Source organism: Ruegeria sp. YTSA072, assembly GCF_059610285.1.
The window spans coordinates 267,836-281,537 of sequence record NZ_JBXWNI010000002.1 but is presented as its reverse complement, the minus strand read 5'-3'; the positions used below and the strand labels follow the sequence as shown (position 1 = coordinate 281,537).

16 protein-coding genes are annotated in these 13,702 nt (G+C 57.9%); 6 read left to right on the top strand and 10 right to left on the bottom strand.

What is annotated here, in order from left to right:
* The first annotated feature begins 6 nt into the window (after positions 1-6).
* From AC2FIB_RS05630 to AC2FIB_RS05615, 4 genes are all read left to right on the top strand, one after another.
* Positions 7-882 (top strand): F0F1 ATP synthase subunit gamma, encoded by an 876-nt coding sequence (locus tag AC2FIB_RS05630; RefSeq protein WP_058275508.1) that lies wholly within the window; start codon positions 7-9, stop codon positions 880-882.
* Between the two features lie 20 nt (positions 883-902).
* Entirely contained in the window at positions 903-2,327 is a 1,425-nt protein-coding gene (atpD, locus tag AC2FIB_RS05625) for a F0F1 ATP synthase subunit beta (protein WP_058275509.1), read from the top strand.
* A gap of 12 nt (positions 2,328-2,339) precedes the next feature.
* Positions 2,340-2,750: a F0F1 ATP synthase subunit epsilon gene (locus tag AC2FIB_RS05620; protein ID WP_496841803.1), complete on the top strand. Its 411-nt coding sequence runs from the start codon at positions 2,340-2,342 to the stop codon at positions 2,748-2,750.
* 116 nt (positions 2,751-2,866) lie between these two features.
* Positions 2,867-3,217, top strand: a complete 351-nt coding sequence (locus AC2FIB_RS05615; protein ID WP_496733867.1) for an H-type lectin domain-containing protein — start codon at positions 2,867-2,869, stop codon at positions 3,215-3,217.
* 57 nt (positions 3,218-3,274) lie between these two features.
* On the opposite strand, the gene rpiB is transcribed toward AC2FIB_RS05615, so the two are convergent.
* Positions 3,275-3,724, bottom strand: coding sequence for a ribose 5-phosphate isomerase B (rpiB, locus tag AC2FIB_RS05610; protein ID WP_496696189.1), 450 nt, complete (start codon positions 3,722-3,724; stop codon positions 3,275-3,277).
* Positions 3,725-3,784: 60 nt separating this feature from the next.
* Entirely contained in the window at positions 3,785-4,804 is a 1,020-nt protein-coding gene (locus AC2FIB_RS05605; protein WP_058275513.1) for a ribose-phosphate pyrophosphokinase, read from the bottom strand.
* 107 nt (positions 4,805-4,911) lie between these two features.
* Between AC2FIB_RS05605 and AC2FIB_RS05600 the strand changes: the two genes are divergently transcribed.
* Entirely contained in the window at positions 4,912-5,514 is a 603-nt protein-coding gene (locus AC2FIB_RS05600) for a 2-hydroxychromene-2-carboxylate isomerase (protein WP_496733869.1), read from the top strand.
* Positions 5,511-6,323 (top strand): alpha/beta fold hydrolase, encoded by an 813-nt coding sequence (locus AC2FIB_RS05595; protein ID WP_496733870.1) that lies wholly within the window; start codon positions 5,511-5,513, stop codon positions 6,321-6,323. The genes AC2FIB_RS05600 and AC2FIB_RS05595 overlap by 4 nt, the downstream gene beginning before the upstream one ends.
* 39 nt (positions 6,324-6,362) lie before the next feature.
* On the opposite strand, the gene AC2FIB_RS05590 is transcribed toward AC2FIB_RS05595, so the two are convergent.
* From AC2FIB_RS05590 to AC2FIB_RS05555, 8 genes are all read right to left on the bottom strand, one after another.
* Positions 6,363-7,397: a threonine aldolase family protein gene (locus tag AC2FIB_RS05590; RefSeq protein WP_496733871.1), complete on the bottom strand. Its 1,035-nt coding sequence runs from the start codon at positions 7,395-7,397 to the stop codon at positions 6,363-6,365.
* Entirely contained in the window at positions 7,397-7,870 is a 474-nt protein-coding gene (locus AC2FIB_RS05585; RefSeq protein WP_496733872.1) for a YcgN family cysteine cluster protein, read from the bottom strand. The genes AC2FIB_RS05590 and AC2FIB_RS05585 overlap by 1 nt, the downstream gene beginning before the upstream one ends.
* A complete protein-coding gene (locus AC2FIB_RS05580) occupies positions 7,867-8,799 on the bottom strand; it encodes a bifunctional riboflavin kinase/FAD synthetase (RefSeq protein ID WP_496733873.1) in 933 nt (310 codons plus the stop codon). The genes AC2FIB_RS05585 and AC2FIB_RS05580 overlap by 4 nt, the downstream gene beginning before the upstream one ends.
* 116 nt (positions 8,800-8,915) lie before the next feature.
* Complete coding sequence (locus tag AC2FIB_RS05575; RefSeq protein ID WP_170559015.1) at positions 8,916-9,359, bottom strand: MaoC family dehydratase; 444 nt, start codon at positions 9,357-9,359, stop codon at positions 8,916-8,918.
* Positions 9,360-9,459: 100 nt separating this feature from the next.
* Complete coding sequence (locus AC2FIB_RS05570; RefSeq protein ID WP_496733874.1) at positions 9,460-10,335, bottom strand: TIGR01459 family HAD-type hydrolase; 876 nt, start codon at positions 10,333-10,335, stop codon at positions 9,460-9,462.
* A 109-nt stretch (positions 10,336-10,444) separates the two neighbouring features.
* The gene (locus AC2FIB_RS05565) at positions 10,445-11,515 is read right to left on the bottom strand and encodes a DUF389 domain-containing protein (RefSeq protein WP_496723984.1); all 1,071 of its coding nucleotides are present in this window, start codon (positions 11,513-11,515) and stop codon (positions 10,445-10,447) included.
* 134 nt (positions 11,516-11,649) lie between these two features.
* Complete coding sequence (locus AC2FIB_RS05560; protein WP_496733875.1) at positions 11,650-12,570, bottom strand: manganese-dependent inorganic pyrophosphatase; 921 nt, start codon at positions 12,568-12,570, stop codon at positions 11,650-11,652.
* A 106-nt stretch (positions 12,571-12,676) separates the two neighbouring features.
* A complete protein-coding gene (locus AC2FIB_RS05555; RefSeq protein WP_496733877.1) occupies positions 12,677-13,666 on the bottom strand; it encodes a TraB/GumN family protein in 990 nt (329 codons plus the stop codon).
* Positions 13,667-13,702: the final 36 nt, after the last annotated feature.

Below are 13,702 nucleotides of genomic sequence, written 5' to 3'. Positions count from 1 at the left end.
GGGCACATGCCAAATCTTAAGGATCTTAAAAACAGGATCGAGTCGGTCAAATCGACCCGCAAGATCACCAAGGCCATGCAGATGGTCGCGGCTGCAAAACTGCGCCGCGCCCAGGAATCTGCCGAAGCCTCGCGTCCCTATGCTGAACGGTTCAATGCCGTGATGGCGGGGCTGGCGGCATCGGTCGGGGGCAGCGACAGCGCCCCCAAGCTGCTCCGTGGTACGGGCAGTGATGATGTCCACCTGCTGGTTGTCATGACAGCTGAACGCGGCCTGTGTGGCGGCTTCAACTCGAGCATCGCCAAGCTGGCCCGTGTCAAAGCGGAAGAGCTGCGCCTGAAAGGCAAGACGGTCAAGGTTTTGACTGTCGGCAAGAAAGGCCGCGACGCGCTCAAACGTGATCTTGGCGATCTGTTCGTTGGACATATCGACCTGAGCGAGGTCAAGCGTCTGGGGTATTCCAACGCGCAAGACATCGCCAAGGGCATCTTGTCCCGTTTCGATGGGGGTGAGTTCGATGTTGCCACGATCTTCTACTCGAAGTTCGTCAACGTTGTGACCCAGATCCCGACGGCACAACAGGTCATCCCAGCCTCGTTTGAGGATACCGAGGGCGACGACAGTGGTGCCGTGTTCGACTACGAGCCCAGCGAAGAGGCCATTCTGGCCGACTTGCTACCAAAGGGGGTTGCGACTGCAATCTTCTCGGCTCTGCTCGAAAACGGAGCCTCGGAACAGGGTGCACGTATGTCCGCGATGGACAACGCAACACGCAACGCGGGTGAGATGATCGACAAGCTGACGATCCAGTTCAACCGTTCGCGTCAGGCCGTGATCACCAACGAGCTGATTGAAATTATTTCCGGCGCTGAGGCGCTGTAGAGACAAACCGGAGACGAAACATGGCGAATGCAAAAGGCAAAGTCACACAGATCATCGGGGCCGTCGTCGACGTGCACTTCGAAGATCAGCTGCCTGAAATTCTGAACGCGCTGGATACAACCAACAACGGCAAAAAGCTGGTTCTGGAGGTTGCACAGCATCTGGGCGAAAACACTGTCCGCACCATTGCGATGGACGCAACCGAAGGTCTGGTTCGCGGCGAAGCTGTAACTGACACCGGCGCACCGATCGCGGTTCCGGTCGGCAACGCAACACTGGGACGAATCCTGAACGTTGTGGGCGAACCTATCGACGAAAAAGGCCCCGTTGAAACCAAAGAAACGCGCGCCATTCACCAGCCTGCGCCAGACTTTTCGGATCAGGCAACGGAATCCGAAGTTCTGGTTACCGGCATCAAGGTTGTTGACCTGCTGGCCCCTTACGCCAAAGGCGGTAAGATCGGTCTGTTCGGCGGCGCCGGCGTTGGTAAAACAGTTCTGATCATGGAGCTGATCAACAACATCGCCAAAGTGCACTCGGGCGTGTCCGTGTTCGCGGGTGTTGGTGAACGGACCCGTGAAGGCAACGACCTGTATCACGAGATGATCGAATCCGGTGTTATCGTTCCCGAAAAGCTGGAAGATTCGAAAATCGCGCTGGTGTACGGCCAGATGAACGAGCCTCCGGGTGCACGTATGCGGATCGCTCTGTCGGGCCTGACCCTTGCGGAACAATTCCGTGACGCAACCGGTACCGATGTTTTGTTCTTTGTCGACAACATCTTCCGCTTCACACAGGCAGGTTCCGAAGTGTCCGCCCTGTTGGGCCGTATCCCTTCGGCGGTGGGCTATCAGCCGACGCTGGCGACCGACATGGGCGCGATGCAGGAACGGATCACCTCGACCAAGTCGGGCTCGATCACCTCTGTGCAAGCCGTCTACGTCCCTGCGGATGACCTTACCGACCCCGCGCCTGCGACGTCGTTCGCGCACCTCGATGCGACCACCGTTCTGAACCGTGCGATCTCGGAAAAGGGTATTTACCCTGCTGTTGACCCGCTCGATTCGACCTCGCGTCTGCTTGATCCGGCGATCGTCGGTGAAGAGCACTATACCGTTGCGACCGACGTTCAGCAGATCCTCCAGCGCTACAAGTCGCTGCAGGACATCATCGCCATCCTCGGCATGGACGAACTGTCGGAAGAGGACAAACTGACCGTGGCCCGTGCCCGTAAGATCGAACGCTTCATGTCGCAGCCGTTCGACGTGGCACAGGTCTTCACCGGTTCGCCCGGCGTTCAGGTTCCTCTGGATGTCACCATCGCGTCGTTCAAGGCCGTAGTGGCCGGCGAATACGATCACCTGCCCGAGGCAGCCTTCCTGATGGTTGGCGGCATCGACGACGTGATCGCCAAAGCGGAAAAGATGGCCGCAGAAGCCGCCTAAGGAGCACACCTGATGGCAAACACGATGCAATTCGACCTCGTCAGCCCCGAGCGTAGCCTTGCTTCGCTCAGCGCGACCGCGGTCCAGCTTCCCGGCGCGGACGGGGACATGACGGCGATGCCTGATCATGCCCCCACCATCACGACGCTGCGCCCGGGCATCCTGAAGGTCGAGGCACCCGAAGGGTCCAGTGAATATCTGGTCACCGGCGGGTTTGCTCAGATCAATGGCGACGGCCTGTCGGTTCTGGCGGAAAAAGCCATTCCGGTCGCCGAAGTGACACGGTCGCATCTGGACGATCTGGTCGCCGAGGCGCGTGCTTCGCACGAAGTAGCCAAGGCAGGCGATGATCAGACAATTGTCGATGACGCTGCCAAACTGCTGGCCGACATGGAAGCCCTTGGAACGCATATGAGCCTGTAAGGCTCACCGCATTCCGACAGTTAGAAACGGCCCCGTAAACACGGGGCCGTTTTTTTATCGTGATTTTATCAATGCGGCGGGTTAAGGTCCGGAATTACATAGATAAAGACAAATCAATGAAGACGTTTCGAACCCATCCAATTGGTATTGACCAAGGCGAGGCAGTTATTTTTTCCGAATTCGCCGATGGTGGCGAAATGTGGACGGGCGTAGGACCGCGCCAGCGGCGGTCGAGCGTTATGTTCAACCAACCGTTCCGATCAAATCCGGTGGTTCAGATCGGTGTCTCTTTGTGGGATGTGGATACATCTTCCGCTCTGCGCGCCGAAGTTACGGCCGAAGACATCACGCCAGAGGGTTTTAGCGCCGTTTTCCGCACATGGTCGGACACGCGGATCGCCCGGATACGGGTCACATGGACCGCCATCGGAGAGGTGGCCCATGACGACGATTGGAATATCTCTTAACGCAAAAGGCCCCCTGTCAGGGGGCCACAATACGTCGTCTTGGGTTAGGAAGGCGATTTAGTCGCCTTGTGCCTCAATCATATCTACACGGGTTGCGTGGCGACCGCCTTCGAACTCGGCCTCCAGAAACGCATCTACGATATCCAGGGCCTGACCTTCGCCCACGACACGCGCGCCAATCGACAGCATGTTGGCGTTGTTGTGCGCGCGGATCATGCGGGCCGAAAAGGCGTCAGAACACACGCCACAGCGAATGCCCGGAACCTTGTTGGCCGCCATCATGATCCCCTGACCTGTACCACATAGGACGATCCCAAGGTGACACTCACCAGCAGCAACAGCCTGAGCTGCAGCTTTTCCGTGGATAGGGTAGTGCGTGCTTTCAGGCGTCTTGGGGCCGATATCGACGACTTCCCAGCCTTGCGCTGTGATGTGGTCGGCGACCGCCTGACGCAGCTCGATTGCCGCGTGGTCGCTGGAAAGAACAATGCGTTTAGAGACTGTCACGGGTACGTCCTGTCTTTCTGTGTTGACAAAAAAGGGCGGCTGTAACGCCGCCCAACTCGGTCAGTCCATGTGATACATCGACTCGTAAATCGGTGTCAGAGTTTTGTCCTCGAACAACGAAGACACGCTTGTCCCGTTCCAGATGTTCAGGATCGCCTGAGTGAAAATAGGCGCGGTGGGCACAATGCGGATGTTCTTGGCGTTGGTGATCTCTTTGGTAGGCTGAATCGTGTCGGTCAGCACCAGAGATTTCATCACCGAATTTGTTACACGTTCGACCGCCGGGCCGCTCATGACGCCGTGGGTAATGTACGAATGTACCTCTTTCGCGCCGTTATCCAGCAGGACCTGAGCGGCCTTGCACAGCGTACCGGCAGTGTCGCACATGTCGTCGACGATCAGGCAGATCTTGTCTTTGACGTCACCGATCACCGTCATCTCGGCCACTTCACCAGCCTTCTCGCGGCGCTTGTCCACGATCGACAGGGGGGCGTTGATGCGCTTGGCAAGCTCACGCGCGCGGGCCACGCCGCCGACGTCAGGCGATACGACCATAAGCTCGTCCAGATTGTCCTGGAACTGGTGTTTCACATCCAGCGCAAAAATCGGCGATGCATAAAGGTTGTCGACAGGCATGTCGAAGAACCCCTGAATCTGGGCTGCGTGCAAGTCCATAGTCAGGATCCGCTCGATCCCGGCACCGGTCAGCATGTTGGCCACCAGCTTGGCGCTGATTGGCGTCCGCGCCTTGGTGCGGCGGTCCTGACGGGCGTAACCAAAATAAGGGATCACGGCGGTGATACGCTGTGCGGAAGACCGACGCAGCGCGTCAGCGATGATCAGCAACTCCATCAGGTTGTCATTCGCCGGATTCGACGTCGGTTGGACAATGAACATATCCTCGCCGCGCACGTTTTCGAACACTTCGACGAAAATCTCGCCGTCATTGAAGCGCTCGACCCGCGCATCGACAAGATTCTGATCGACGCCGCGATACAGGCTCATGCGTCGCGAGATAGATTCGGCAAGAGGAAGGTTGGCGTTCCCAGCGATAAGCTTGGGTTCGTTGAGTGTCGGCATCGGCTGAGGTCCCCGGGCAGCAATGGCAATGTGACAGATTCGTGATGTTGACACCGCTTAGCACGGGTCTAACGTCCAGCAAAGATAACGCAGCGGAGAAAGTGCAGATGACCCAGATTGACTACTATTTTGCGACACTCTCGCCCTATACCTATCTGGCGGGTATGCGGTTGGAACAGGTCGCGGCGAAACATGGCGCGACGATCAACTACAAACCGCTGGATATTGTCGCCCTGTTTGGGCGTACGGGCGGCACTCCACCCAAGGACCGCCATATTTCTCGGATCGAATATCGGGCGCAGGAACTACAGCGACAGTCCAAGCAACTTGGTATGGAATTCAATCTACAGCCCGCGCATTGGCCGACCAATGCGGCGCCGTCATCCTATGCGATCATCGCTGCAATCAAGGACGGGTCAGGCGACGTTGGAAAGCTTGCGCATTCCTTCGTGCGGGCCTGTTGGGCCGAGGAGAAAGACATCGCGCAGGATGATGTGATCCGCGATTGCCTGACACAGGCCGGTTTTGATCCGGGGCTGGCGGATAGCGGCCTTCTGGTTGGCGCGGAAACTTATGCCGCCAATCTGGAAGAGGCCGTGGATCGCGGTGTATTTGGCGCACCGTTTTACATCACCGAAGACGATCAGCGGTTCTGGGGGCAGGACCGGCTGGATGATCTGGATCGCCATTTGTCGGAACTGAAGGGGTGAGGGACACCCCCCTGGCAGACAACACTTTTGTCAGAACGTTGGGGCAGGGCGCGCGCAAGGTGCTCGCCCTGCACTGCACAATCGCGCATTCCGGGGCGTGGTCGGGGCTGGCGACGGCTCTAAAGGGCGAGGTGACATTTACGGCCCCCGACATGCCGTCCCATGGCCGCAGTGCAGATTGGGACGGGAACGAGAATTTCTTTGACCAGGTGACCCAACTGTCGGTCGCGCATCTGACCGAGCCGATGGACGTGATCGGGCATTCATTTGGAGGAATGCTTGCCCTTCGGTTGGCTGTCGAGTTTCCGGACCTGGTCCGCAGTGCGGTCCTGATCGAGCCTGTGTTCTTTGCGGTTGCGATTCAGGATACGCCCGATTTGGTGCGGCAACATGATGACGAGGCGAAACCAGTTTCCGATGCGCTCGCGGCCGGAAATTTTGAGCAAGCCGCCCGCTTGTTCAACCGGATGTGGGGCGCACAGGACGGCCCACGATGGCCCGAATTGCCAGAGCGGACACGCGCGGGAATGATCCGTGGTATTCACGTTGTGCCCGCCGTTGATGACGCTTTGTTTTTTGATCAGAAGGGGATGCTGAACCCTGGCGTTCTCGACCGCGCATCTATGCCGGTTCTGATCCTGAGCGGGTCTGAGACGCACCCCGTCATGCCCGCGATCGGAGAAGGTCTTGCCCGGCGGCTTCCCAATGCCGGAACGGGCGTTGTTTCGGGTGCTGACCACATGGTCCCAATCACTCACCCGGTTCAGACGGCTGCCGTCATTCGAAAGTTTTGGGGTGGTCTATCCTGAACCATGTTGTAGACAGGATGACGCCCCTAATCCCCGAAATCACAACAAGCCGATGAACCGGTCGATTTCGTCCGAGTTGATCGACCAGTCGCAGACCAGTCGACAGGCCAAGATCTCGTCGTCATCCGCACCGTCCAGCTCTGCGCCCCACAGATGATAGACCGCACCCGCTTTGTGCAACTGCTTGTGACGCGCGCGCGAAAACTGCGCAAAGATCATATTGGCTTGCGGCTCATGTAGAAAAGTTGCGCCTTTGCCGCGTAGACCGTCGGCCAGATGCGCGCAGTTGGCGTTGGCTTGTCGCGCCATCTGCAGCCACAGATCATCGTTCAGATATGCGGCCATCTGGGCGGACAAGTAACGATGCTTGGAGAACAGATGCGCACCACGCTTGCGCCGCAGTTCGAATTCCCAGGCCTTGGATTCGTCAAAGAAAACTACTGCTTCGACACCCATCAACCCGTTCTTGGTGCCGCCAAAGCTGACCGCATCGACGCCCGATTTCCACGTCATCTCAGCAGGCGAGCAATTGAGCGCGACCAACGCGTTGGTGAACCGGGCACCATCCAGATGAACTGGCAGGTCGTATCCCTTGGCGATACTGCACAGCGCCTGCAACTCGGCCAGTGAGTAAACCGAGCCACGCTCTGTCACCTGAGTGATCGACACGGGCCCACGCTGGGGGCCGTGCACGCCACGTGTTTCTTCGGCCAAAATCGAGCGACGCAGCGCTGCGGGCTCCATCTTGTCGCCGCCCGGCACCAGTGTCAGCTTTGCGCCGCTATAGAACTCGGGCGCGTTGCATTCATCCTCGTGGATATGCGCGACGGGTGAACAGAACACGGTTTCCCATGGGTTTGAGAGTGTCGCCAGAGCCAGCGAATTCGCGGCTGTTCCTGTAGCCACCAGATAGACCGCCGCGCCAGGCGCTTCGAAGATTCCGCGAATACGATCGCGCACTTCGTTCATCAGGGTGTCCGCGCCATAGGCCATTTGATAGCCCTGATTGGCTTCGTTCAATGCGGCCATAACCAGCGGGTGAACCGGACCGGAATTGTCAGAGGCGAAATACATCAGCTGGGTTCCTCAATGATATAGTCTTCCCACTCTTCCAAGGGGGTTTCGAATTCGGATACCGTGCGCCCCTGAACTGACATGCCAGCTGCGTGCACGCTGTCCGGTGTACCTGATATCAGGGGATGCCATTCGTAAAGTTGTTTCCCTTCCCACAGCAGCCGATAGGCGCAGGTTTGGGGCAGCCAATAGGCGTGATCGTCGATGTTGTTGGGCTTCATCACGATGCATTCCGGGACGAATTGGTGGCGGATGTCGTATTGTGTGCAGCGGCAGGTCTCATCGTCCAGCAGACGGCAGGCGACGCAGGTGAGGGCGACCTCGCCGGTGTCCTCATCCTCAAGCTTGTTCAGGCAGCATTTGCCGCAGCCGTCGCACAAGGCTTCCCATTCGCGCTGGTTCATCTTGGTCAGCGGTTTGCGTTCCCAGAACCGGGGGGTAAGACCTTTGCGATCAATCGGGTCGGCGGTCATAGCGCGGCCAGCAGGGTGCGCGCCTTGTCGCAATCGGCATCCATCTGCGCAATCAAGGCGTCCAGCCCGTCAAAGGTCATCTCGGGGCGCAGGTAATCGACCAACCCGACGGACAGGGTCGAACCGTACAGATCGCCTGAGAAATCGAACAGGAAAGTCTCTATATTCGCGACTTCTCCGTTGAACATGGGTCGCACCCCAACCGAAGATGCTCCGAGATAGCTGCCTTGATGGGGGCCATCGAGCACGTCGACCAGCACCGCATAGACACCGAATTTTGGTGGGTGCAGCCCTTCAATGGACATATTGGCAGTAGGGAACCCAAGCTCGCGCCCGCGTTGTTCACCACCGATCACCTCACCCTCGACCCGGTGCCAATGACCCAGCATCGTCGCGGCGTCGCGGGGGCGGCCTTCGGACAGTGCTGTGCGGATCCCGGTTGAGGATACGACGTCATCAGATCGTTCCATCAACGGTGCAATGGTGACACCGAACCCCATCTCTTGCCCGAACCGGACAATGTCTTCGGCGGTGCCGCTTCGACCTTTTCCAAAACAGAAATCCGCGCCGACCACCACGTGCGACAGACCAAGCCCCTCGCAGATGACATTGCGGGCAAATTCTTCAGGCGTCAGACCAGCAAGCGCTGCATTGAACGGCAATTCGTACAGCTTTTGCACACCCAGTTTCTCCAACCGGTGCGCACGTGCGTTTCCGCGCATCAGACGAAAAGGCGGTGCATCGGGTGCAAAATACTCGCGAGGGTGGGGCTCGAACGTCAGAACACCAAGCGGAGCATCCGGGGCCACGCGTTGTGCCAGTTCGATCACCGACTGATGACCAACATGCACGCCATCGAAGTTCCCGATTGCCACACTGGCACCGCGGTCTTCTGGCTCGACAAACTGGAAATCCCGGATGATCTGCATGAAGCTTGCCTAGCGGGACTGGAGACTGGGTTCAAGCACCTGATTGGTACAAATGCCGCGCAACAAAAAAGGGCACCGTTTCCAGCGCCTTTCAAAAGGATAGATGTATCGAGGCTTCAGTCGAATTTGCGCGACGGGGCCAGAACCATCGCTTCGCCCACCAACACCTTCTTGCCATCGACCGCACAGTGACAATCCAGCTTCACGCGGCGCTTGGCAAAATCAATGTCGATCACCTTGACCTCTGCATAGACCATGTCGCCAGGGCGCACGGGTGCCAGAAACTTCAGCGATTGACCCATGTACACTGTGCCGTGGCCCGGCAGTTGTTCACCAATCACGGCAGAGATCAGACCCGCGGTCAGCATCCCGTGGGCGATGCGCCCTTCAAAAATCGTGTCGCGGGCATAGTCATCGTCCAGATGTACCGGATTCCTATCCGTTGAAACCTGCGCGAACATCTCGATATCTTCGTCCGACACCACTTTGCGCAGGTGGCGGGTCATGCCCATTTCGATGTCTTCAATACAGATCGTGCCGCGTGGAAGATTATCCAACATGTCGCCCTCACTCGAGTTCACTGGGCAACAAAACAACGCTAGCTGCCCCCATTTGGCAACTTTATTACTTCGCAACTGCAGAAAATCAAGTCTTTTCTGACTATCTCAACCGGCCGATTGTGTAGGTCGGATTGATGTTTTCCTTTGCAATATAATCACTTAGAGATTCATGGTGTGGGTGATGATCAGTTTTTGTTTCTGCGGCGGCCAGGCCGCCCGAGATAAACAGAGAATCAATCCCTTCGCCCATACCGCCCAGAATGTCTGTATGCGGTCCGTCTCCGATCACCAGAATGTCGCCATCGGGTGTATCGTGACCCAATTCCTGCAGCCTGCGCCGCGCCAAATCATAAATCGGCGGGTGGGGTTTTCCGAAGTACAGGCTTTCACCGCCCATTTCGGTATACAGCTTTGCCAGCGCGCCAGCGCACCATTCGCGTATCTCGCCCCGGTCAACAACGATGTCGGGGTTGGCGCAGAGCAGCTTCATGCCTTTCTGCTTGGCATAGAGGAAATCGGCGCGATTGACCGCCGGATCCGCCATTGGGTCGAACGGCCCGCAGCAGACGATCCCTTCGGCCTCATCCAGCGGGACACGTTCGATGTGGATCGGATGGTGTAGTATTTTCAGCGGCTCAAAGAAACCCGCGTCGCGTTCCCATTCCCCCATGAAATAGACTTTTTCACCAACCGCCCCACGGAACATAGCGGACCGGGCCGAGTCCCCGCTGGTGGCAATGGTGTCATAGGCATCTGCGGGGACATTGAACTGCCCAAGCTGCTCAGCCACGCCAGCACGCGGTTTGGGTGAGTTGGTGACCAGCACAACGATCCCGCCTTGCGCCCGGTAGTTTTGCAAAGCCGCGACCGCATCGGGATAGGCAGTGATGCCGTTGTGAACGCATCCCCACAGGTCAACGAACAGTGACTTGTAGCGGCCTGAAATCTCGGAAAGCGTGTGGATGATCTGGGTCATGGGAGCCTCGGGACCTGAAATTCTGAGTTGTGACAGCTATGGCAAAGCTTTCACCTCTTGGCCATCCCGCAATATCAATTGCTGGTCGAACACGGTGTGTCTGATCGCGTCATTCGACGATTTCTTCGACATCGGGTGCTTGTTGGACGTTTTCGGTGCCCAATATGATCTGTGCGCCGATCCTGTTCTGGAAACGCACTACGACCAGAAAACCCGGCCCCAGTTCTTTCTGAAGTACGTCGACCAAAGGCGTGTCACGCAGGGCCTCGGGCAGCAAACCGGCGATCGAGGATACTTTGTAAGCCGCTTCAATCGGAAGGTCCACGATCAGCCAAATATCGGCGTGTTTACGTTTGGCATTCACGTCCACGCGGATGATCTCGACCGACACCGGATCGGCCCAGTCCCGGATCGTTTGCGCCAACTGCGCCTCGGTCCGGGTTTCGAGGTAACGGTTGTAGGTCGACTTTCCCAGTTGAAGGACAACGAAGGCCAGGAATGCCAGTGTCACCACCACGCTTGCGGTGAAGTTCAGCTTGCGCCGACCCTTGCTAAACACCACCGCGCGCGCCGCATATACGATGTAAACCGCGCAGGCCGACAGAATGATTGCTCCAAGGTTGGTGGCAAACAGCAGGCCGGCTTCATAGGCCTCGGCGGGCTCGTCGAAATACAGCAAAACACCCGATGCAGACAGAGGTGGCACCAAGGACACGCCGATGGCTGCACCGGGAAGCAGGCTGGCCTCGGACCGGTTGATTTGAACGTAAGCTGCGGCCACTCCGGCGGCGAGGGCAACGATCAGATCCTCGGTGCCCGGATCCGTTCTGGCGAGAACCTGATCGGGGATCAGAATGCCGCGCGGGACGTCTGCGACATAGACAAGAAGCCACGCCAGCAAGACGCTGATTACCGCGGCACCGCAGACAATCAAAGCCAGTTTGAACGCGCGACCCAGCCATCCCATCACCATCGCCGCCGCAACCCCAAGGATCGGGGTCATCAATGGCGCAACAAGCATTGCGGCAATGACGACCGCACCGGAATCTCGCAGCATGCCCATCGTGGCGATCACCACGGATAAGGTCAGAAGCATGGCAAACCGTCGCCAATAGGCAGATTTGTCCTTGCCTTCAAATCTCAGGATGTCGCGTGTGGTGCTGAACTTGCGGGAACTCATGAACGTCGTCTGACCCAATTCGCTGTCTGGCTATTGATGTCAGACTACCAACGGATGCCATTCGCGCAAAACATTAGTAGCAAAGAAAAAAGGCGCCCGGGTGGGGCGCCTTTCGGTTGGGATGTTTGTCCGCGTCAAACCTTGAGGTTCGGGATGATCTGTTTTTTGCGGCTCATGATGCCGGGCAGGACTACGGCATCGCCGTCCACGCTTGTGCCAAAGCTCTTTTCGGCGACACCTTTGACCAGATCGTTGGGTACCAGCAGAGTGGCCTCTTCGTTCAGGATATCGACCACGAACAGCAGAACCTGATCAACGCCATCTTCCTTGGCTACATCAGCCATCGAACCCGCCAGGCTGGCCTTGCGGTCCAGAACGACGCCGGGTGCAGTGGTTTCCAGAACCGAAACGCGGAACTTGGTACCGTCGACCTCATATTCCTTGCTGTCCATGCGGATCAGTTCGGCGTCCGAGAAGGACGAGACATCCGATTTGGCTGCGAACATTTCCGCGGCATAGGTCGCGACGTCCAGACCCAGATCAGCGGCCAGATTCTCGGCCACTGCGCGGTCATGTGCGGTGGTGGTGGGAGAGCGGAATTCCAGCGTATCTGACAGGATGCAGGTCAATGCGGCGGCTTTGATGGCGTCGGGCATCTTGGCGGCGTCGTCACCGATCAGGTCCATCATGATGGTCGCGGTGCAAGCCAGCGGGCGTACGGTGATGTCGATCGGGCCTTTGGTTTCCAGGCCACCGACCAGCTTGTGGTGGTCGATGATTGCCCGGATGTCCGCGCTGTTTACGCTGGCTGGCAGCTCGGCCGGGTTGTTGGTGTCCACGATGACAACCGGCGTGCCCTCGGCCACGTCTTCGATGATGCGCGGCTTGGGCAGGTCCCAGCGCTGCAGCAGGAATGCCGCTTCGGTGTTGGGTTCGCCCAGCAGAACTGGCTCGGCCTGTTCGCCTTTGATTTCGTTCAGGTACCATGACCACAGGATAGGTGAGCCTGTGGAGTCGGTGTCGGGGGATTTATGTCCAAATACGAGCGTTGTCATGTCAGCGTCCTGAGGGTGATCATTTTGCGCGCCTTATAGGGCGGTCCGCCGGGGTTGTCACCCGACAGTGTTTACGCTGCGACGGTTGGTCTGAAATCGAGGTTGGTCAGAACGGGGCGCGGGTCAGGGTGTACCCGGCCTGTTGTAATTGGTTCAGCAGCCCGTAGTCGCCCCCAAGATGCCCGGCACCGACCGCGATCACGACGTTTTGGTCCTGAATGTTCAGAATTTTCTGCATCCAGTTGCTGTTGCGCTCGACCAGGAGTTTTTGCTCGAAATCATTCCATTCCTCGTCGAATACTTCGGGCGACAGGCCCGAGTCTTCCAATCCCTGAAGACGGGCGAGCTGGATGATTTCGACATGTTTCTCTTCCAGGTAGGCGTTGGCCATCGTCGCCAGTTGATCCTCGCTACCGCCCATGGCACCGGCCATCCGCACAAGGGACTGAACCTGCTTTTCGATGGGGTGGCTGTCGAACATACTCATAAGATCGGCAATCTGTTCTAGCGAGCGTTTGGAGATACCCAACTCGTCAGCCAACTGGTCCAGACGGGCGTCCATCCCGTGGTTCGCACTGGGGTCCTGCATCATACATGGAGGGACGCCCAGCATCATGCTCAGAAACCAGGGCCGCATTTTGGCTGCCATCCAGCCGGGGATACCGCGTTCGGACAGCCCGATCGACAGGGCGGACCAGTCTTCCTCGGACATCAGGTCAATCAGGCTGGGTCCCGAGGTGATCATCACCGGGCTCATGTCCTTGGCCAAGTCTTTTTCGAACGCGTCCATTTCTTCCCGCGTGACCTCGAAATAAAACGCGTCCGCATCGCCGAGGGTCGGCGTTAGCCGTTCGACCACTGCGTCCATACGTGCGTCATTGGCATGCAACGTACCAACAAGGTGCAGGATCGTGTCACCCTTGGAAGCGATCCAGTGGTTACCTTCGGGAAATGGGATATCGGCCACTGCCTGTTGCAGTTCGGACTTTACCGCAGGGCTCAGTCCCGGCCTCAGATCATTCCCTTCGCATGCGGCCTGTACGGCGGCGGGCAGGAAAAGGAAAAGCAGCGGTGCAAACAAGCGCATAAGGATCATCTCGGAATCTTCAGTGTGATCGCGACATTGCCTTTG